The sequence below is a fragment of the Bacillus cereus group sp. RP32 genome (genome assembly GCF_040459735.1).
Lineage (GTDB): Bacteria > Bacillota > Bacilli > Bacillales > Bacillaceae_G > Bacillus_A > Bacillus_A wiedmannii.
In genome coordinates this window covers 3880026-3901223 of sequence record NZ_JARVHO010000001.1, presented here as the reverse complement: position 1 = coordinate 3901223, position 21198 = coordinate 3880026, and the positions used below count along the sequence as shown (strand labels likewise).

Sequence of the window (21198 nt, the reverse complement as noted above, 5' to 3'; positions counted from 1 at the left end):
GCTATGAATACCCCTGTTTCTGTAAACGAGAAGAAGGATTTTGTAAAATGGTTTTTGAATAATTACCAACTGAAACAGCGTGAATGTGTATGGATTTTGAATTATTTAATGAGTCATGACCAATTGATGCATAAAGTCCACTTCGTAGAGCATGCAAAATATTGTCCGCGTGGTTTAGTGATGTCCGCGAATTGTGTGAAAGACACACCGTTTCACTTTTTTAAACAAAATGTTATGACAACAGATGCTGAAAAATCGTTTCATGATATTCGTTTAAATCGAGATGAAGATATTTATATTCAACTCAATTTTAAATCATCGTTTCAAAATGCCAATTATGTAGCTGTACTAGAAGAAAACCCGTATTTACCAAAGCATATTGAAGTAAATGAAAAAGATCGTTTACTTGCAGAAAGATTTTTAGAAGAAAGTGTATTTTCTTTTAGAAGAGAACGTCTTTTGAAACAAATTGATGAAGCGCTGGATAAGCAAGATAAGGAAGCGTTTCATAAGTTAACAGCTGAGTTAAAGATGCTATAGAATTCATTTGGATTCATAAAATTTTACAAATTTCAGACTTTTTTAAGAAAAACTACCTTAATATAGGTAGTTTTTCTTTTTTTACCTCTTTTAGTATGGTTTAATATATATAAAGTGAAAGTTCTGTCATTTGAAAATGAAGGGAGGGAAGACATTTGAAATGGAGTGTAAAAGATGTGGAGCAGTTTGAGCAAGCAAGAGAGTATGTAGATACTGGTGTTATACCACTTTTATCAATTTCGGCAGCAAAAGAAATGAAAATGGTAGTAGAACAAGGTGAATTTATCGAATTGTTGAGTATGGAGTTGGAAAGAGAATATAAAGGAAGAGTACTTTTACTACCTGCATTTACGTATTTAGTAGAAAGTCAAAAAAATGAAAAAGGTCGTTTGCAAGAATGGACAAATCATTTGCAAAAGCAAGGTCTTAAGCATATTGCTTATGTTACAAGTGATTTTTCATGGAAAGAAGATATGCAAGAGTTACAAGGAGATTTATTTTGGTTTCCTTCATTAGCGTTAGAACAATTTAGTGATCAAGCGAAAAGAGAAGTTATTCATGCACATATAAAAAATATAATGGTGATGTTAGAAGAAAAATGGGGAAAGTAGCAATAAACAGAAAGTTCTTATTATTATGAGTAGTATGATATTGACCTGTACCTAAGCGTATTATATCATGATAGTGTCCTAGTTTTTATTTTTTATATAATTTATCACGAGGGGACAATTTCTGATAGAGGGGGGAAATTTTCGTGAGCGAGAAAGAACATCGTGTATCAAGAAGACAGTTTTTAAATTACACCCTTACAGGGGTAGGAGGCTTTATGGCAGCGGGTATTTTAATGCCGATGACGCGATTTGCGCTTGATCCGGTGTTAAGAAAAGAAGCGGGAACGGATATGGTTGCTGTTGCACAAGTAAAGGATATTACAACAGAGCCGAAACGTTTCGACTTTAAGGTGAAGCAGGTTGATGGTTGGTACAAGTCCGAAGAGCCAAAATCAGCTTGGGTTCATAAAGATGAAAGCGGAGACATTGTTGCGTTCTCTCCAGTATGTAAACATTTAGGATGTACAGTTAACTGGAATTCGGACAAAGCACATCCGAATCAATTCTTTTGTCCATGTCACGGGGGCCGTTACACAAAAGACGGGATGAACATTAAAGGCACGCCGCCCCTTGCTCCGCTTGATGTATACGAGTCCAAAGTAAAAGATGGAACGCTGTATTTAGGCAAAGCGAAGCCAAAAGGGGGTGCAAAGTAGATGCTAAATAAAATTTATGATTGGGTAGATGAAAGGTTAGATATTACACCAATATGGCGTGATATCGCTGATCATGAAGTACCTGAACATGTAAACCCGGCACATCACTTTTCTGCATTCGTTTATTGCTTTGGAGGACTTACCTTTTTCGTTACTGTAATTCAAATTTTATCAGGAATGTTTTTGACGATGTATTATGTGCCTGATATTAAAAATGCTTGGGAATCGGTTTATTATTTACAAAATGAAGTTGCATATGGGCAAATTGTTCGTGGTATGCACCACTGGGGCGCTAGTCTCGTCATTGTAATGATGTTTTTACATACACTTAGAGTTTTCTTCCAGGGTGCGTATAAAAAGCCTCGTGAGTTAAACTGGATTGTTGGTGTTCTTATTTTCTTTGTTATGTTAGGTCTTGGTTTTACCGGATATTTATTACCGTGGGATATGAAAGCATTATTTGCTACGAAAGTAGGGATTCAAATTGCAGAGCAAACGCCGCTCATTGGTCCTTATATTAAAACATTACTCGCTGGTCATTCCGAAATTGTTGGCGCTCAAACATTAACTCGCTTCTTTGCTATTCACGTCTTCTTCTTACCAGCAGCACTTCTAGGTTTAATGGCCTTCCACTTCATCATGATTCGCAAACAAGGTATTTCCGGTCCGCTATAAGAGATTGCTAAATTAAAGGGGAAAGAACTAAAGGAGGGAGATTATGCATCGCGGCAAAGGGATGAAGTTTGTAGGAGATTCTCGGGTACCAGTAGCTCGGAAACCAAATATTCCAAAAGACTATTCTGAATACCCAGGAAAAACAGAAGCGTTTTGGCCGAACTTCTTGTTAAAAGAATGGATGGTTGGTGCAGTTTTTTTAATCGGTTATTTATGTTTAACAGTGGCGCATCCGTCACCACTTGAGAGAATGGCGGATCCAACTGATGCCGGATATATACCACTTCCAGATTGGTATTTCTTATTCTTGTATCAGTTATTAAAGTATTCTTATGCTTCTGGTTCATTTACTGTAATTGGAGCGTTTATTATGCCAGGGATTGCGTTTGGCGCATTATTGTTAGCTCCATTTCTTGATCGAGGCCCAGAAAGACGCCCATTGAAGCGTCCTATAGCAACTGGATTTATGCTTTTAGCAATTGCATCGATTATCTTTTTAACTTGGGAATCTGTAGCACACCACGACTGGGAAGCTGCAAAAAAACAAGGAGCAATTGTAAAAACAGCACCAGTTGATAAAAATGATGACGGCTATAAATTAATGCAAAAAAATACTTGTTTAACATGTCACGGTGACAATTTACAAGGCGGGGCAGCAGCACCGGCACTGCAAAATTTAACTTTAAAGCCAGAAGAAATTGCTAAAATTGCGAAAGATGGAAAAGGTTCAATGCCTAAAGGCGTATTTAAAGGTACGGATGAGGAATTGAAGAAGCTTTCGGAATTCATTGCTAAGTATAATAAAAAATAATAAAAAGCTGACTACAAAAATTTGTAGTCAGCTTTTTATTTTGATGAAAGAAAGTTTACTATATAATAGAGTAGAGTTTGAGGAAAGAATGACTTTGTTTGAAAGGTGTTGGACATACAGCTTGGTTTATTTGTATGCAATGTTAAGACAACGCTCTATATTATTATTTTTATTAGTTGTTAACATATTAGGTACAATATACGGATTTATATGGTATGGAAATCAATTAAAAGAAACCTCACCTATATTTTGGCCGTTTGTACCCGATAGCCCGATGGCGAGTCTCTTTTTTGTCTTTGTTTTAATTGCTTTTTTAAGAAAGAGAAATTGGGGATTAATAGAGGCGCTAGCAATTGTTACTTTGATGAAATATGGTATATGGGCTGTTGTTGTAAATGCAATTATGATCTATGTAAAAGGTCCTATTGGTCTTATGGGGTATATGTTAATGCTTTCGCACTTTGCGATGGCAGTACAAGGATTGTTATATGCACCGTTTTACCGTATAAAAAAATGGCATTTTGCGGTAGCAGCTATATGGACATTACATAATGATGCAATTGATTATTTATTTTGGCAAATGCCGAGATATGGAATTATGCATTTGTTTGTAGAAGAAATTGGTTACTTTACGTTTTGGCTAAGCATCGTCACACTATGTCTTACATATTATTATTGCTTGCGTGAGAACCGAAAACAGTTTTCTTTATGATAGTTAGAACATGTAGGGGGAGAAAATGAAGAAAAATAAGAGTGGTACAAAAATATTGGATCGATTGATTACTATAGTTGTTTCATATGGCATAGCATTTTCTATATTTGCACTCGCAACAACAGCGGTTGTATACGGAAAATGGCTATATTATTTTGAAATTGATTTTTTAAACATCCCAGACTTAGCGGATATGACGAAGGCTGATATTAAAGAAAATTATGATGTGCTTATCACATATTTATCTCCGTTTTATGACGGGGCATTACAGTTTCCAACATTAGATATGTCTACAAATGGCCGTATTCATTTTGTAGATGTTAAAAATATTTTAGTAAAGATTCAATATGTAATGTATGCGACAATTATGATTGCAATAATAGGCGGGATTTATTTATTAAAAAAGAAAAATGAAAAGTTTTTACTGCACGGATCAATTTTAACAATTATCTTACCGATCGCGCTCATGTTACCGATCGCTATTAATTTTGAAAAGAGTTTTGTATTATTCCATAAACTTTTATTCAGTAATGATTATTGGATGTTTGATATTGAAACGGATCCAATTATATTAATGTTACCAGAAGAATTCTTTATGCATGCTGCGTGTGTTATTTTATTATTTATTTTATGTGGCAGCATACTTTGTTATAGCTTGTATAGATATTTCGTAAAAAAGAAAAGGATTTCAAAGGAAAAATTCTCTGCTTAAAGAGAATTTTTTTGTTTGTAAAATGATAATATATTTTTCGGTCCAGTTCTGTTCTATTCTTGTCCAAATTAACATATTTTGTACTAGTAGTTATAGGGGGGACCGTGATGAACAGAACATTAATTGGATTAATAGCATTTCTAATTATAATGTTTCCGTTACGTATATATGCTGAAGAGTGGAGTGAACTAACAGGGTTGTTAGACGACTCATTACAATTAGTGAAGCTTAATGAAGATGAAAAAGCAGTACAAGTATTACAACATTTCTCCGAGCAATTTGTTATAAAGGGGAATGAAAAGAAGCAAGAAGTAACGCCAGATCAGGTTAGAGTTATTTCTTTAGCTTACGACAAGGCGAAACAATCTCTCTCGGAAACAGATTTAGGTAAACAAGTTAAAATTGATAATGTGTTAGCCCTGCAGCTCGCTGTTGATGCGCAAGTGTCGAAATATCAACCGCTTTGGATGGAAAGAGAAAGAAAAGTAATGGGTGCCTTTTCTCAAATGGAAAAAGCGATGAAAAAAGAAGATACGGGACAGTTTCAACAAACGTTAAACACATTTTTACATGAATTTAATATTATTTATCCAAGCTTAATGATCGCCCTGCCAGAAAATGAAGTGCAGCGTGTAAATGCCCATTTATCTTATTTGGATGAATTTCGTAACGTTATGTTAAATACGAAAGGGGGGCAAATGCAAGTAGGAATCATTAAAGGGGATTTGCAAAAAATATTTCATACAGTAAAAAAAGATGAAATTGCACCCTCTCTCATTTGGTTTATGACAATTACTGGAGGTCTTATTTTATTCACATTAACTTATGTTGGATGGAGAAAGTATAAAGGAGAGAGAGAAAAAAGAAAAAGTAATGTACACTCTAAGAATAGATAATGCAATAAATAAAGATACCGATTGTAAGGTTTATTCATTGACAATGATGTCAGAAAAAAATAGAATGAGAAGTACTATAATTAAAACTTCAATGGAGGTTCATGATGTTTTATTTAATTTACTTCGCGATCATAATGATCATACCGTTGTATGCACAGTCAAAAGTACGTAGTGCCTATAGCAAGTATTCACAAGTTTATTCAACTTCAGGTATGACAGGAGCGGAAGTGGCTCGAAAAATTTTAGATGAAAACGGATTATACAACGTAGCTGTAGAAGAAACACCAGGTCATTTATCAGACCATTATGATCCAACTGCCAAAACAGTTCGATTATCAACAGATAACTATTACGGTCATTCAGTTGCTGGTACAGCAGTTGCAGCACACGAAGTAGGACACGCAATTCAAGACGCAAAAGATTATAACTTTATGCGTATTCGTCATTCGTTAGTGCCAGTTGCAAACTTTGGATCGAATATTTCTTGGGTATTTATTATGATTGGTGCCTTTGCATCTATGTCTAACTTGTTGTTATTAGGTATCATTTTAATGGCAGCAGGTGTTGTGTTCCAACTTGTGACATTACCTGTTGAGTTTGATGCATCAAAGCGTGCAATGCAACAAATTGAAGCGTTAGGTATCGTATCAACAGATGAATATGGCCAAGCTCGTAAAGTATTAAATGCGGCAGCATTAACATATGTAGCGGCTGCAGCTGTAGCAGTATTTGAATTATTACGTCTCGTATTAATGTATACTGGTATGCAGCGTAGCGACGACTAAAGACTATCAATTTTGATAGTCTTTTTTGTTTTGTGAATTGAATTATATAATGTACTGCAAATAGAAATAATAGAAGCAATGCGGAAAGGCGGTGGGGGAAATGAAATATCCAGACCATTTAGTAAAACAAGTGAAAGAACGTAGTGCTCCTTATCAGCTAGAAGGCTTTTTAAGTGGACAAGGTCCTGAAAATCCAAAATTTATGCTGTTAGGAGAAGCGCCTGGTGAAACAGAAATTCATAATGGGATTCCGTTTAGCGGGAGAGCGGGAAAACAATTAATGGTTTTTTTAGAACGGATTCATGTTACAAGGGAAGAAGTATATATTACGAGCGCTGTACGAAGCAGACCGTATAAGTGGCGAGAGAAAAAAGAACGAAATGGTGAGATCGTACAGAAAAAGTATAATAGAACACCAAATCAAGGGGAAATACTTGCCCATGCCCCTTTGTTAGATTATGAATTAGAGAAAATAAACCCGAAGCTTATCGTCACGCTTGGAAATATCGGTCTTCAACGTTTAACAGGAAAAAATAAAAAAATCACAGATGTACACGGACAATTATTAAAACAGCCTATTCAAAAATTAAAGAATATGCAAAGTGCAGTGTTTACATGGTCAGAGCAAGAATATCATATCTTCCCGACCTTTCATCCTGCTTCCATTTTTTATAATCGGAGTTTATTGGAGCTTATTTATGAGGATTTAGATAAACTTAAAAAATATGTAATAAAAAACTAGAAAAGCTAGAGAGCTTTTCTAGTTGCGTTTATTTATGTAACGGATTTTTATTTTCATCTAACGTAAAACCTTCACCAACTACATCATGTACATCACTTACAGCAACAAAGGCATGAGGATCTACAGAAGTAATAATATTTTTTAATTTCACGATTTCATTTTTAGCGACAACGCAATATAATACGTTCCGTTCCACTTTTGTATACGATCCAACAGCTTTTAAAAAAGTAGCTCCTCGTTCCATATCAGATAAAATTTTGGCAGCAATTTCATCGTTTTTATCTGAGATAATAGTTGCTCCTTTTGCCGCATAGGCTCCTTCTTGCATAAAATCAATGACTTTCGCCCCGATAAAAACAGCAACTAACGTATACATGCCCTCGCGGTATGATAAATAGGTAAGAATAGAGACGATAATGACGATAGCATCAAACATAAACATCGTTTTCCCCATACTCCAGCCAATATATTTATGAGCGAGTCTTGCGATAATATCTACACCGCCAGTAGTCCCGCCATATTTAAATATTATGCCAAGACCGACACCGATAAATGCCCCGGCGAATAAAGCCGCGAGTGTCATATCATTTTGTAAGTTTAAATGTAAGTTAAGAACTTCGTAACGTTGAAAAATCCATAGAAATAAAGACACGCTGAAGGTGCCGATTAGTGTATAGATAAATGTCGTTCTTCCAAGTAACTTCCAACCAATAAAAAATATAGGGATATTTAAAATTAAGTTTGAATAAGAAGGATCAAACTTAAATAGAAAATACAATAATAGTGTAATACCGGTAAATCCACCTTCTGCAAGGTGATTTTCAATATTGATATTCACAATACCGAAAGAAAAAATAGCGGAACCGATTAAAATGAAAATGATATTTCGAATCTTCAAATTTGATGTCATATAGAAATCCTCCTAATTATGTAAATTGCATTGCTCCGCTGATACGGTAAAACATAATGATAAGTAATTTCTAGCTGTTAGTAAAAATAGTGAAGGCTATAAAAAACCGCAAAAGAAGTTTCACTTTACCCCGCTCTAACGGCTGGTAGAGGATAAAGCAGTGAAGTGAGATCAAACCAGCCGTAAGAGCCCGATTGGTTCAACTAATCTTTTGCAAAAACCGCAAAAGAAAGTTTCACTTTACCCCGCTCTAACGGCTGGTAGAGGATAAAGCAGTGAAGTGAGATCAAACCAGCCGTAAGAGCCCGATTGGTTCAACTAATCTTTTGCAAAAACCGCAAAAGAAAGTTTCACTTTACCCCGTTCCAACGGCTGGTAGGGGATAAAGCTCTGAAGAAGGACAAACCAGCCGTAGGAACCCGATTGGTTCAACTAATCTTTTGCGAAAAGCATGCAAAAGAAGTTTCACTTTACCCCGTTCCAACGGCTGGTAGGGGATAAAGCTCTGAAGAAGGACAAACCAGCCGTAGGAACCCGATTGGTTCAACTAATCTTTTGCGAAAAGCATGCAAAAGAAGTTTCACTTTACCCCGTTCCAACGGCTGGTAGGGGATAAAGCTCTGAAGAAGGACAAACCAGCCGTAGGAACCCGATTGGTTCAACTAATCTTTTGCGAAAAGCATGCAAAAGAAGTTTCACTTTATTATAGTCTATCCAAAAAAGGGTCGCAAATAGGTGTTTGGCGGGGAATAATATTTGTCAAATCGCGATGAATTGGCTAACATGAAAGAGGAAGGATTAGAGGTGAATTGTATGGAAGCAAAAACGATGAAGGATATGCAGAAAGAAGTAGATGCATATATTGGTCAGTTTAAAGAAGGTTATTTCAGTCCACTTGCAATGATGGCTCGTTTAACGGAAGAAATGGGGGAGCTTGCAAGAGAGGTAAATCATTATTATGGTGAGAAACCGAAGAAAACAACTGAAAAAGAACGTAGTCTGGAAGAAGAGCTTGGAGATGTATTATTTGTTATGATTTGTATGGCAAATAGTTTAAATATTGATTTAGAAACGGCACATAACATTGTAATGAATAAATTTAATACACGTGATAAAGATCGCTGGACACGTATTGATGAGGGAGAGAAAGAATAATGAAAGAAATTAAAGTAATTATCGCTGGACCAAGAGGACGTATGGGACATGAAGCAGTCCTTCTTATGGAAAGAACGGAACATTTTAATTTGGTAGCAGCAGTGGATTATAAGCATGGTGGAGAGAAAATTTCTGATTTACCGGGCATGCCAGCGTTACAAGCGCCAATTTACGCAGATTTACATACTTGTTTAGAGGAAGTAGAAGCAGATGTGTTGTTAGATTTAACAACGCCAGAAGTTGGGAAACAACACGTTACACTAGCAGTTGAGCGTGGACTTCGTTCTGTTATTGGTACAACTGGATTTACAGAAGAAGAACTAAAGCAATTAAGAGAGAATGCGAAAGAAAAAGCAGTAGGAACAATTATCGCTCCAAACTTTGCAATTGGTGCAGTTCTTATGATGAAATTCTCACAAATGGCAGCGAAGTATTTCCAAGATGTTGAAGTAATTGAATTGCATCATGATCAAAAGTTAGATGCACCATCTGGTACAGCAGTAAAAACAGTAGAATTAATTCGTCAAAATCGTGAATCAAAGCAGCAAGGTCATCCGAATGAAGTAGAACAACTAGAAGGTGCTCGTGGTGCAAATGTAGACGGCATTCACATTCATAGTGTACGTTTACCAGGACTTATTGCGCACCAAGAAGTAATGTTTGGTGGAGATGGACAAATGTTAACGGTTCGTCATGATTCATTCAATCGTGCATCATTTATGTCGGGTGTAAAACTATCAATTGATACAGTAATGAATCTAGATCATCTTGTGTACGGTTTAGAAAATATTATCGACTAAAGGGGAGACAACAGATGAAAATTGCCTTAATCGCACATGACAAAAAGAAAGATGACATGGTTTCGTTTGCATACGCATATAAACCAATTTTTGAACAACATGAATTATTTGCAACAGGGACGACAGGACTTCGTATTATGGAGGCAACTGGTTTAGTTGTAACAAGATTTCAGTCGGGTCCTCTTGGTGGCGATCAAGAAATTGGTGCCATGATTGCAAAAAACGATATGGATATGGTGATTTTTTTCCGAGATCCACTAACTGCTCAGCCGCATGAACCAGATGTAAATGCATTGCTTCGTTTATGTGATGTATATGCGATTCCACTTGCAACGAATATGGCAAGTGCTGAAATGTTAATGCACGCATTAGAGCGAGGAGATTTAGATTACCGCAAGTTTAGAAAATGAGGGGAACAATTATGAGTGGATTACATATATTAGCGTTTGGTGCTCATGCCGATGATGTTGAAATCGGCATGGCTGGTACCATTGCTAAATATACGAAGCAAGGGTATGAAGTAGGTATTTGTGATTTAACAGAAGCTGACCTTTCTTCTAATGGAACGATAGAATTGAGAAAAGAAGAAGCAAAGGCGGCAGCTCGTATAATGGGAGTAAAAACGAGACTGAATTTAGCGATGCCAGACCGTGGTTTGTATATGAAAGAAGAGTATATACGTGAAATTGTAAAGGTGATTCGTACATATAAACCGAAACTAGTTTTCGCGCCGTATTATGAAGATCGTCATCCAGATCATGCAAATTGTGCAAAACTTGTGGAAGAAGCTATTTTTTCAGCGGGAATTCGTAAATATATGCCAGAGGTTTCGCCACATCGCGTGGAGTCTTTTTATTATTATATGATTAATGGTTTTCATAAACCGAATTTTTGTATAGATATAAGTGAGTACCTTTCTATAAAAGTGGAAGCATTAGAAGCGTATGAAAGTCAGTTTTCAACAGGGAGTGATGGTGTGAAAACGCCGTTAACAGAAGGTTACGTTGAAACTGTGGTCGCTCGAGAGAAAATGTTTGGAAAAGAAGTTGGAGTCTTATATGCCGAGGGATTTATGAGTAAGAAACCGGTTTTATTACATGCTGATTTAATAGGGGGGATGTAAATGAAATTAAAAATAGGTATTACATGTTATCCTTCTGTAGGTGGTTCTGGAGTTGTTGGAACAGAATTAGGAAAGCAATTAGCGGAACGCGGGCATGAAATTCATTTTATTACATCGGGTTTACCATTCCGGTTAAATAAAGTGTATCCAAACATTTATTTTCATGAAGTGACGGTAAATCAATACTCTGTATTTCAATATCCACCATACGATTTAGCGTTAGCGAGTAAAATGGCAGAGGTTGCACAAAGAGAGAACCTAGATATTTTACATGTGCATTACGCAATACCACATGCCATTTGTGCTTATTTAGCAAAACAAATGATTGGAGAGCGTATTAAAATTGTTACAACCTTGCATGGAACAGATATTACTGTGTTAGGTTCCGACCCTTCGTTAAATAATTTAATTCGTTTTGGTATTGAGCAATCTGATGTTGTGACGGCTGTCTCGCATTCATTGATTAACGAAACGCATGAGCTTGTAAAACCAAATAAAAACATTCAAACGGTATATAACTTTATAGACGAGCGTGTATATTTCAAGCGTGATATGTCCCAATTAAAGAAAGAATATGGTATAAGTGAGAGTGAAAAGATACTGATTCACATTTCAAATTTCCGTAAAGTGAAACGTGTGCAAGATGTTGTTCAGGCATTTGCTAAAATTGTTACAGAAGTAGATGCGAAGTTGCTTCTTGTTGGAGATGGACCAGAATTTTGCACGATTTTACAGATAGTAAAAAATTTACATATTGAAGATCGCGTCTTATTCTTAGGGAAGCAAGATAATGTTGCAGAGCTACTTGCGATGAGTGATTTAATGTTGCTTCTTTCAGAGAAGGAGAGTTTTGGTCTTGTTTTATTAGAAGCGATGGCGTGTGGTGTACCTTGTATCGGAACAAGGGTTGGAGGTATTCCAGAAGTCATTCAACATGGTGAAACAGGATATTTATGTGAAGTTGGCGATCCAACAGGAGTGGCAAATCAAGCCATTCAGCTATTAAAGGATGAAGAACTTCACCGTAATTTGGGAGAGCGAGCAAGAGAAAGTGTTTACGAGCAGTTCCGCTCTGAAAAAATCGTCTCACAATATGAAACGATTTACTATGATGTACTAAGGGATGACAAAAATGGAAAGATTTAAAAAAGCTAGTTCTATTATTGAGACTTTAAAGCAACAAGGACATGAGGCCTACTTTGTCGGTGGAAGCGTACGAGATCTTATTATCGATAGGCCGATTGGAGATATTGATATTGCGACATCTGCTTTACCAGAAGAAGTGATGGCTATATTTCCAAGACATGTTCCTGTTGGTCTTGAGCATGGAACTGTAATTGTGGTAGAAAATGGTGAACCTTATGAGGTAACCACTTTTCGAACAGAGAGCGAATATGAAGATTTTCGAAGACCTAGTAGTGTTCAATTTGTTCGTTCATTAGAAGAGGATTTAAAACGTCGTGATTTCACAATGAATGCAATTGCGATGACAGAAGAAGGCAAAATGGTTGATTTATTTGCTGGACAGCAAGCGATTCAAAAGAGAGAAATTGTGACGGTTGGCAATGCTGCGGATCGTTTTCAAGAAGACGCCCTGCGAATGATGCGTGGTATTCGTTTCGTAAGTACGTTAGGTTTTTCTTTAGAAATGAAAACGAAACAAGCAATAGAAACATATGGACATTTGCTAGAACATATTGCAATTGAGCGAATTACAGTGGAGTTTGAGAAACTGTTAACTGGTACATATTGCGTGAAGGGCTTGCAAGAATTAGTAGAAACGAAGCTATTTTCTCATCTGCCATATTTACAAATGTCAGAAGAGAGATTATTAAAAGCTACGCAGTATAACTGGGATTCTTTTGAAACGGACGTTGAGGCATGGGCATTCTTCTTATATTGTATTGGGGAAGAGCATCCATCTGTCTTTTTACGTCAATGGAAGTTTTCGAATAAAAAAATAAAAGATATCGTCGCAGTTTTATTAACACTCCGTACGAGAAAGGAGAAGGATTGGGATACAGTCCTTCTTTATAAAACGGGAATTCATATCGCTGAAATGGCAGAAAGAGTATATGAAGCGATGATTGAAAGCTACGATAATACATCTGTGAAACGAGTACAAACGTTGTTTGAAGCATTGCCAATCAAGAATCGACAAGAAATGAATGTGACTGGGAATGATTTATTAAACTGGGCAAATAAAAAGCCAGGTCCGTGGGTTGCTGAAATGATTCAAAAGGTTGAAGAAGCAATCGTACAAGGAAACGTAGGTAATGAGAAAGAGTGTATAAGGGAGTGGCTGCAAGAATGCAATCTACTATAAGAAAGCAGTTATTGCAAGTTTTTTCAGAAGCGGATGGCGCGTTTATATCTGGCCAAACGATTAGTGATAAACTTGGTTGTTCAAGAACCGCTGTGTGGAAACATATGGAGGACCTTCGGAATGAGGGATATGAACTTGAAGCTGTGCGTCGATTAGGTTATCGAATTGCGAGTAAGCCAGACAAAGTAACTGCTAATGAAATTCAGTTAGGGTTACAAACAAAACATATCGGTAGAACGGTATATTTTGAAGAGTCTGTTGAATCTACGCAGCATATTGCAGCAAAACTTGCTTATGAAGGTGCAGAAGAAGGAACGATTGTTGTTGCAGAAGAACAAATAGCCGGCAGAGGTCGTTTAAGTAGGAAATGGCATTCACCAAAAGGAACAGGAATTTGGATGAGTATTATTTTACGTCCATCAATCCCGGTTCATCATGCACCACAACTTACTTTATTAGCGGCTGTTAGCGTTGCACAAGCAATTGAAAAGTGCACGGGTGTAAACGTAGGAATAAAATGGCCGAATGATATTTTAATTCAAGGTAAAAAGGCTGTAGGTATATTAACAGAAATGCAGGCTGATCCTGATAAAATTAATGCTGTCATTATGGGTATTGGTATTAATGCAAATCAAAAGCAAGAGCATTTTGATGAGGAAATTCAGCATATTGCTACTTCTTTAGCGATTGAATCTGGTAAACCAATTGTTCGTGCAGAGCTGATGCAACAAATCTTTTTACAACTAGAAAAATTATATGAAGAGTATTTACAAAATGGTTTCTCTGTCATTAAAATTCTTTGGGAAAGTTACGCTGTGAGCATCGGGAAAGAAATTACCGCTCGAACGATGAGAGAGACAATTACAGGCGTAGCAAAAGGAATTACAGAGGATGGTGTATTGCTTCTGGAGGATCATGAAGGGAAAGTACATCACATTCATTCTGCGGATATCGAAATTAAGTAAAAGAAGTTCCTTTTGGGAACTTCTTTTTATTTGACTATTACTTTGCCTTCCATTCCTTTAAGAAGGTGGTACCGGCATATTAATTCATATGTACCAGTATTTTTAGGTTTCACGGTAATGTTTTTTTCTTTTCCTGACTCGACTACGACATCAATGCCGAGTTTTTTTACTGTAAAGGTGTGTTCATTCTTACCTTTGTTTTTTAATAACAATGTTGTTGACTCTTCAATTGGAATGGTGATGACGTTTGGATGAAAGTAATCATCATTCAGTTCGACCTCAATTACTTTCGTTGAATCGATGGGTTGTGTTACGACGTTAACTGAGGCAAATGCATGGAAGGAGCTAAAAGTTATCATCCCTACAATCATCAGAAGCAAACCGGTGAATGGAAATAACCATTTGTTCATAAACATTCGCAATTCTCCTTTTGTAAGTACTTTTCTCAATTAACCTGCATCATTAGTTTAAGAGTTATACGAGGCATTTTAAACAAAGCTGTATCTTTCTATGATTGAGTTATTTATAAAAAATTTCACATACCGTAATAGGAATAAAAAATTATTTTTTCAAAAAAATGTAGTAATTCCTTTTTGGAGTTTGCTATAATTAGTTCGAATGTGGGCAGTATCAGAGCGAACTGCACCATGATTCGAAGCAATACGAAAAATAATAACTTGGATTCTGCCTTGATCCAATAACGGACTGGGACAGAGGGATGAATAATGCCGACTAACACACAACCCTTCTGCCCTTTTATGGCCAGAGGGGTTTTTTATATGATTTCGGCCATCTCCTCTCTCCTGTATAAAGGAGGAGTAGTTTTTGAAAACAAAAACAGATTTTTTGAAGATGAAAGAGCAAGGTGAGCCGATTACGATGCTAACGGCGTATGATTATCCGTCTGCTAAGTTAGCAGAAGAAGCTGAAGTTGATATGATTCTAGTTGGAGATTCCCTTGGGATGGTTGTGCTCGGCTACGATTCAACAGTACCTGTAACAGTAGAGGATATGATTCATCATACGAAAGCTGTACGCCGAGGAGCGAAAGAGACGTTTATTGTAACTGATATGCCATTTATGTCGTATCATGTGTCGCCTCAAGATACGATGGTGAATGCACGCCGCATTGTTCAAGAGAGTGGTGCTCATGCACTGAAGGTAGAAGGTGCAGGGGAAGTGGTATCAACTATTCATTACTTGACGAATGCGGGGATTCCTGTCGTGGCACACTTAGGCTTAACTCCTCAATCTGTAGGAGTACTAGGTGGGTATAAAGTACAAGGAAAAGATGCTGAAAGTGCAAAAAAATTAATAGAAGATGCGAAGAGATGTGAGGAAGCTGGTGCGATAGCGCTTGTGTTAGAATGTGTGCCAATGCAGTTAGCGGAATTAATTTCGAAGCAACTAACAATTCCGACGATTGGAATTGGAGCAGGGAAAAAAGTAGATGGGCAAGTACTTGTTTATCATGATCTTATCTCATACGGCGTAAATCGTGTTCCGAAATTTGTAAAGCAATATACGTCTGTTCAAGAGGAGATTGTGCGAGGGATTTCACAATACGTTACTGAAGTAAAGACAGGGCAATTTCCAGAAGAAAAACATTCATTCACAATGAAAGAGGAAGAATGCTTAGCGTTATACGGAGGAAAACAATAATGAAAATCGTAACTACAGTGCAAGAGATGCAGCAAATTACAAACGAACTTCGTATAAGTGGAAAAAGTATTGGTTTTGTTCCAACGATGGGTTATTTACATGAAGGCCATGCGACTTTATTACGTAAGGCAAGAGAAGAAAATGAAATTGTGGTTTTAAGCGTGTTTGTCAATCCGCTACAGTTTGGGCCGAATGAAGATTTAGATCGATACCCTCGTGATATTGATAGAGATGAAAATGTAGCAAAAGAAAACGGTGTAGATTATTTATTTTATCCGAGCGTAGAAGAAATGTATCCAGCAGAACAAACGACAACAGTAGCAGTTGTGAAGCGTACCGATGTATTATGTGGCAAACAAAGACCTGGTCATTTCGCTGGAGTTGCGACTGTACTAATGAAACTATTTAATATTACATTGCCAACGCGTGCTTATTTTGGTATGAAAGATGCACAGCAAGTTGCTGTCATTGAAGGATTTGTCGCTGATTTTAATATTCCGGTTACAATCGTACCAGTGGATATTGTAAGGGAAGTAGATGGATTAGCGAAAAGTTCTCGTAACGTGTATTTATCACAAGAAGAGCGTGAAGAGGCTCCTCATTTATATCGCAGTCTATGTAAAGCGAAAGAAAGAATTGAAGCAGGCGAACGTAATGCAGAAATCATTACAACTCTTGTGAAAGAGTATATTGAGACGTATACGAAAGGCACTGTAGATTATGCTGATTTATATGCCTATCCTTCACTACAAGTAATAGATAAAATTGAAGGACGAATGATTTTAGCAATTGCAGTTAAATTTGAGAATGTACGATTAATTGACAATATAACATTAACGGTTAAATAAGGGGGAGCATCTATGTTTCGCACAATGATGAGAGCGAAGTTACATCGCGCTACGGTAACAGAAGCAAATTTAAATTATGTAGGTAGTATTACAATTGATGAAGATTTAATGGATGCAGTAAATATTGTAGAAAATGAAAAAGTACAAATTGTAAATAACAATAATGGTGCGCGCTTAGAGACATATGTTATTAAAGGAGAACGCGGTAGCGGTGTTGTTTGTTTAAATGGTGCAGCTGCAAGGCTTGTACAGCCAGGGGATAAAGTTATTATTATTTGCTACGGTTTAGTGGCAGAAGAAAATATTCATAACCAAGAGCCGAAAATTGCAGTATTAGACGATGATAATCAAATTATCCAAATGTTAGGCGCTGAAAAAGCGGGTACGATATTATAAGTAAGAAGGCTATCTCTATTACGGAGATAGCTTTTTTGTGCATCTTTTCATTAAGATGAGATAAAACGTGGTATAGTAACATTATATAATTTTGTGATTGATAGGTAAGAAATTGAGGTGTTACATATATGAGTAAACGTTATGTCGTTGTGGATTTAGAGACGACAGGGAACTCCTGGAAGGACGGGAAGGATAAAATTACCCAAATCGCAGCTGTTGTAGTGGAAGATGGAGAGATACTAGAGATTTTTTCATCTTTTATTAATCCGAAGAGAGAGATTCCGCCATTTATTACAGAATTAACAGGGATTGATGAGAGTATGGTTAAGCAAGCCCCGTTATTTCATGATGTAGCCCCGATGGTTGTTGAGCTATTGCAAGGTGCAGCTTTCGTTGCACATAACGTTCACTTTGATTGGAATTTTTTAACGGAAGAATTAAGGTGGGCTGGATATACAGAAGTACATTGTCCGAAAGTTGATACAGTGGAGTTGGCGCAAATTCTTTTGCCGACAGCTGATAGTTATAAATTACGTGATTTAGCTAAACAACATGAATTAGAGCACGATCAACCGCATCGTGCGGATAGTGATGCTCTTGCAACAGCGGAATTATTTTTACAATTTTTAAATGAAATTGAAAAGTTACCACTTGTCACCTTGCAATCGCTTTATGAATTGAGCGATGTTTTTCAAAGTGATATAGCGGATGTACTTTCTGAAAATATTTTAAAGAAAATGATGCATGGTAGAAAAGTGGCAGAGGGGTATGAAGTGTATCGAAATATTGCGCTTCGAAAACGGAATTATGCTTTAAATCTCAGTGAAACATGTTCATCTAAATTTGATGCTTTCTTGCATAAGGCAATCGATAAACTTGAATTGAATATGCCAAGGTTTGAAAAAAGAGAAAGCCAACAGATTATGATGAAGGAAATATATACAGCACTAAGAGATTCTAGGTTTTCACTAATTGAAGCAGGAACAGGAACAGGAAAGACTCTTGCATATTTACTTCCAAGTATTTATTTTGCAACGAAAAAAGAAGAACCTGTCATCATAAGTACCCAAACAGTACAACTGCAACAACAAATATTAGAAAAAGAAATTCCATTATTACAGAAAATAATGCCATTTTCATTTGAAGTAGCTCTTTTGAAAGGAAGAAAGCATTATCTTTGTCTACATAAATTTGAATATGCTTTGCAAGAGGAAGAGAAAAATTATGATATGGCGCTCACAAAGGCAAAAATTTTAGTGTGGTTATTGCAAACAGAAACTGGCGATCGTGATGAATTAAATATTCCTGAGGGCGGAAAGTTACTTTGGAACCGTATTTGTAGTGATGTACATAGTCCAGGCGGGATGCAAAGCAACTGGTATAGCCGTTGTTTTTATCAACGAGCAAAGAATAAAGCATTATTTGCAGATATCGTTATTACAAATCATACGTTATTATTTCAAGATTTTTCAAGTGAAGAACCACTATTTGCTTCATGTGAACATATTATTTTTGATGAAGCTCATCATATCGAGGAAGCGGCGAGTAGAATATTAGGTGAACAGTTCTCCTGTATGTATTTTCAATTAGTTTTATCTCGTCTTGGTACGCTAGAAACAGATGATGTACTTTCTAAAGTATATAAAATGATGAAAAAATCAGAGCAAGCCTCTCGTTCGACTTTCCGTATGGTGAGTCATAGTTTGAAGGAATTGAAATTTGATGCGGATGAGCTATTCCAAATGTTACGTGCTTTCATCTTTAAACAAACAAAGCAGGAACAAGGGATAAGCAATATGCCACTCATTTATCGATATAACACGGAAGTAGAGAAAGGTAAGTTATGGGATAGCATTACAGAGTTAACAAATCGTTTTGTATACGATGTAAGAAAATTATTGACTATACTTGAGAAGCAAGTTGATATATTGCAAAGTAAATTAGAATGGGAGATGCATGTTGTTACAGGTGAATTTATGCATTTAATTGAGTTGTTGAGAAAGATGGAACAATCTTTACAATTACTCATTTTAGAAAAAAATTCATATGTGACATGGATGGAGACTGAAACGAAGGGAACAATTCATTCAACCGTTTTATATGCACAGCCTGTTCATATTGGTGAAAGGCTTGCGGATGAATTTTTAACACAGAAAAAGAGTGTTATTTTCACATCAGCAACGTTAACAGTAAACGATTCATTTGACTATATAAAAGAGGAGCTAGGTTTACATGATTTTGCTCCCAATACATTACAGGTTCCATCACCATTCCGTTTTGAAGAACAGATGAAATTAATGGTTTCAACAGATGTGCCTTTTATTAAGCAAGCAAGTAATGAAGAATATATTGAATCTGTGTCGGCACATATTGCAAAAATAGCGAAAGCTACAAAAGGTAGAATGCTTGTTTTATTCACTTCGTATGAAATGTTGAAAGAAGCGTATACGAATTTGAAAAATGATGAGGAATTAGAGGGGTATTTATTATTAACGCAAAGTGTAAATAATAAGAGCCGAAGTCGTCTCATTCGTAAATTTCAAGAGTTCGACAAATCGATTTTATTAGGAACAAGTAGTTTTTGGGAAGGGATAGATATACCTGGAGATGCCCTTAGTTGTCTTGTTATTGTACGGCTTCCCTTTACGCCTCCTCATCAACCGATGATGGAAGCAAAAGGAGAGTGGTTAAAAAATCAAGGAGAGGACGTATTCGCTAAGTTAGCACTCCCGCAAGCAATCTTGCGTTTCAAACAAGGATTTGGTCGTCTGATTAGAACAAGTACAGATACCGGAACAGTATTTGTATTAGACCGTCGTTTGATAAGCGCTTCTTATGGAAAACGTTTTTTACAATCAATCCCAACTGTTCCGCTTTATGAAGGCCCTCTAGAAGAATTATTAGAACAATTAAAGGCATGGCCAAATAAATAAAATTGGAAGAAAAATACGCCTGAAGTACATTTAAGCTTCAGGCGTAAAAAATGTGGGTAGGAGGAATTTTATTTTTCTTACTTCTTGTATACAAAATGTATTGGTTTTCGACTTGAAACCTTTTTTTGCAGTACATGTCCTGCTATAATAGATGGGTGATGAAGCAGGGGTTGTAAAGAATGTACTCTTATTGTAACCGTATTGCGTTCTTCTATAATTAGAAATTTTTGTGTAACGGAGGAGTTTTTTCATGGATAAGAAAATCGAAGTCCTATCAACGACGCGTATTAAATATTCGTCTGACTTGTATAAAATTGTTGATAGTTTGAATCGTACGTTAAAAGAACAGGACCTCATGTTCGGATTAGCATTAGACGAAAAAGATAAAGAAATAGCTGTATTTACGATTTACAGAACGTAGTGATACAATGAAAAAGTGGATCTTTGCAATCGTTATCGTAATCGTTGCTAGCGGAATATATGGGGCGTATGTTTACAATAAAGCAATGGAAAAGAAAATCCATAAAGAGGCAAAATCTGTAGAAATTGCGAAAGAAAAGGCAAAGCTTACAAAAGTAAAATCTGTTGATTATTATAATGGAAATTCTTCATATACAGTCGTACAAGGTGTAGACGAAAAAGGAGAACAAATTATTGTTTGGGTGCCTAATAAAAAAGGGAATGTCCTTGTGAAGAAAAAGAGTGAAGGTATTCCTGAAAAAGAAGCTTTGCAAAAGTTGGCTGAACAAGCTACAGGAAAAGGTGATGAGCCAAAGCCAAAGCCAAAAGAAATTATAAAAGTAAAATTAGGTGCTCAAAACGATATTCCGTTGTGGGAAATTACATATATTGATCAGGAAGATCGTTATACGTATTATTATTTAGAGTTTCAAAATGGGGCTTATGCTGGTCACTACAGCATTGAAAAATAGATGTAGGG

Annotated in this window: 25 protein-coding genes; 23 read left to right on the top strand and 2 right to left on the bottom strand. The window is 36.4% G+C overall.

Annotation, left to right across the window (positions count from 1 at the left end; translation table 11 throughout):
• Positions 1-3 precede the first annotated feature (3 nt).
• The 10 genes from QCI46_RS20050 (at position 4) to QCI46_RS20005 (ending at position 7140) form a co-directional block, all read left to right on the top strand.
• Positions 4-540, top strand: a complete 537-nt coding sequence (locus QCI46_RS20050) for a ReoY family proteolytic degradation factor (RefSeq protein ID WP_001095922.1) — start codon at positions 4-6, stop codon at positions 538-540.
• Positions 541-695: 155 nt separating this feature from the next.
• Complete coding sequence (locus QCI46_RS20045) at positions 696-1151, top strand: YpiF family protein (RefSeq protein ID WP_353841247.1); 456 nt, start codon at positions 696-698, stop codon at positions 1149-1151.
• 143 nt (positions 1152-1294) lie between these two features.
• Positions 1295-1807, top strand: coding sequence for a menaquinol-cytochrome c reductase iron-sulfur subunit (gene qcrA / locus QCI46_RS20040; protein WP_001290419.1), 513 nt, complete (start codon positions 1295-1297; stop codon positions 1805-1807).
• On the top strand, positions 1808-2482 hold the full coding sequence (gene qcrB / locus QCI46_RS20035; RefSeq protein WP_000932700.1) for a menaquinol-cytochrome c reductase cytochrome b subunit: 675 nt from the start codon (positions 1808-1810) through the stop codon (positions 2480-2482). It abuts the gene before it with no gap.
• A gap of 43 nt (positions 2483-2525) precedes the next feature.
• Positions 2526-3293, top strand: a complete 768-nt coding sequence (gene qcrC, locus QCI46_RS20030; protein ID WP_353841246.1) for a menaquinol-cytochrome c reductase cytochrome b/c subunit — start codon at positions 2526-2528, stop codon at positions 3291-3293.
• 121 nt (positions 3294-3414) lie between these two features.
• Complete coding sequence (gene lhaT, locus QCI46_RS20025; RefSeq protein WP_000262813.1) at positions 3415-4005, top strand: lipoprotein heptaprenylglyceryl N-acetyltransferase LhaT; 591 nt, start codon at positions 3415-3417, stop codon at positions 4003-4005.
• A 25-nt stretch (positions 4006-4030) separates the two neighbouring features.
• On the top strand, positions 4031-4717 hold the full coding sequence (gene lit, locus QCI46_RS20020) for a lipoprotein intramolecular transacylase Lit (RefSeq protein ID WP_353841245.1): 687 nt from the start codon (positions 4031-4033) through the stop codon (positions 4715-4717).
• Positions 4718-4824: 107 nt separating this feature from the next.
• A complete protein-coding gene (gene ypjB / locus QCI46_RS20015; protein ID WP_353841244.1) occupies positions 4825-5613 on the top strand; it encodes a sporulation protein YpjB in 789 nt (262 codons plus the stop codon).
• A gap of 104 nt (positions 5614-5717) precedes the next feature.
• Entirely contained in the window at positions 5718-6398 is a 681-nt protein-coding gene (locus tag QCI46_RS20010) for a zinc metallopeptidase (RefSeq protein WP_002096760.1), read from the top strand.
• A gap of 100 nt (positions 6399-6498) precedes the next feature.
• Positions 6499-7140 carry a uracil-DNA glycosylase gene (locus tag QCI46_RS20005; protein ID WP_098089040.1) on the top strand — a complete coding sequence of 214 codons (642 nt, stop codon included), beginning with the start codon at positions 6499-6501 and terminating at the stop codon, positions 7138-7140.
• Between the two features lie 28 nt (positions 7141-7168).
• Here QCI46_RS20005 and QCI46_RS20000 read toward each other — a convergent pair whose 3' ends face one another.
• Positions 7169-8050, bottom strand: coding sequence for a YitT family protein (locus QCI46_RS20000; protein WP_353841243.1), 882 nt, complete (start codon positions 8048-8050; stop codon positions 7169-7171).
• An 813-nt stretch (positions 8051-8863) separates the two neighbouring features.
• Between QCI46_RS20000 and QCI46_RS19995 the strand changes: the two genes are divergently transcribed.
• Genes QCI46_RS19995 through QCI46_RS19965 form a run of 7 tightly spaced genes read left to right on the top strand, consistent with a single transcriptional unit; the run spans position 8864 to position 14419 of the window.
• Entirely contained in the window at positions 8864-9205 is a 342-nt protein-coding gene (locus QCI46_RS19995; protein WP_048543622.1) for a nucleotide pyrophosphohydrolase, read from the top strand.
• The gene (gene dapB, locus QCI46_RS19990; protein ID WP_048543525.1) at positions 9205-10005 is read left to right on the top strand and encodes a dihydrodipicolinate reductase; all 801 of its coding nucleotides are present in this window, start codon (positions 9205-9207) and stop codon (positions 10003-10005) included. Before QCI46_RS19995 ends, dapB begins: the two co-directional genes overlap by 1 nt.
• 14 nt (positions 10006-10019) lie before the next feature.
• On the top strand, positions 10020-10415 hold the full coding sequence (mgsA, locus tag QCI46_RS19985; RefSeq protein WP_046955216.1) for a methylglyoxal synthase: 396 nt from the start codon (positions 10020-10022) through the stop codon (positions 10413-10415).
• Between the two features lie 11 nt (positions 10416-10426).
• Positions 10427-11128, top strand: coding sequence for a bacillithiol biosynthesis deacetylase BshB1 (gene bshB1 / locus QCI46_RS19980; RefSeq protein WP_048543522.1), 702 nt, complete (start codon positions 10427-10429; stop codon positions 11126-11128).
• The gene (gene bshA / locus QCI46_RS19975; protein WP_087985552.1) at positions 11129-12274 is read left to right on the top strand and encodes an N-acetyl-alpha-D-glucosaminyl L-malate synthase BshA; all 1146 of its coding nucleotides are present in this window, start codon (positions 11129-11131) and stop codon (positions 12272-12274) included.
• Positions 12261-13454, top strand: coding sequence for a CCA tRNA nucleotidyltransferase (locus tag QCI46_RS19970; protein ID WP_075308782.1), 1194 nt, complete (start codon positions 12261-12263; stop codon positions 13452-13454). Before bshA ends, QCI46_RS19970 begins: the two co-directional genes overlap by 14 nt.
• Positions 13439-14419 (top strand): biotin--[acetyl-CoA-carboxylase] ligase, encoded by a 981-nt coding sequence (locus QCI46_RS19965; RefSeq protein ID WP_353841242.1) that lies wholly within the window; start codon positions 13439-13441, stop codon positions 14417-14419. Before QCI46_RS19970 ends, QCI46_RS19965 begins: the two co-directional genes overlap by 16 nt.
• A gap of 26 nt (positions 14420-14445) precedes the next feature.
• On the opposite strand, the gene QCI46_RS19960 is transcribed toward QCI46_RS19965, so the two are convergent.
• Positions 14446-14835: a cupredoxin domain-containing protein gene (locus QCI46_RS19960; protein ID WP_078183454.1), complete on the bottom strand. Its 390-nt coding sequence runs from the start codon at positions 14833-14835 to the stop codon at positions 14446-14448.
• Positions 14836-15244: 409 nt separating this feature from the next.
• Between QCI46_RS19960 and panB the strand changes: the two genes are divergently transcribed.
• From panB to QCI46_RS19930, 6 genes are all read left to right on the top strand, one after another.
• A complete protein-coding gene (gene panB, locus QCI46_RS19955) occupies positions 15245-16081 on the top strand; it encodes a 3-methyl-2-oxobutanoate hydroxymethyltransferase (protein WP_000853116.1) in 837 nt (278 codons plus the stop codon).
• Positions 16081-16929, top strand: a complete 849-nt coding sequence (panC, locus tag QCI46_RS19950) for a pantoate--beta-alanine ligase (protein ID WP_000707017.1) — start codon at positions 16081-16083, stop codon at positions 16927-16929. Before panB ends, panC begins: the two co-directional genes overlap by 1 nt.
• Before the next feature lie 12 nt (positions 16930-16941).
• On the top strand, positions 16942-17325 hold the full coding sequence (gene panD / locus QCI46_RS19945) for an aspartate 1-decarboxylase (RefSeq protein ID WP_000490178.1): 384 nt from the start codon (positions 16942-16944) through the stop codon (positions 17323-17325).
• A gap of 128 nt (positions 17326-17453) precedes the next feature.
• Positions 17454-20258 (top strand): ATP-dependent DNA helicase DinG, encoded by a 2805-nt coding sequence (gene dinG, locus QCI46_RS19940; RefSeq protein ID WP_353841241.1) that lies wholly within the window; start codon positions 17454-17456, stop codon positions 20256-20258.
• Between the two features lie 250 nt (positions 20259-20508).
• A complete protein-coding gene (locus QCI46_RS19935; RefSeq protein ID WP_000358351.1) occupies positions 20509-20679 on the top strand; it encodes a YpmA family protein in 171 nt (56 codons plus the stop codon).
• A gap of 7 nt (positions 20680-20686) precedes the next feature.
• Positions 20687-21190 carry a cell wall elongation regulator TseB-like domain-containing protein gene (locus tag QCI46_RS19930; RefSeq protein ID WP_046955209.1) on the top strand — a complete coding sequence of 168 codons (504 nt, stop codon included), beginning with the start codon at positions 20687-20689 and terminating at the stop codon, positions 21188-21190.
• The last annotated feature ends 8 nt before the right edge of the window (positions 21191-21198 follow it).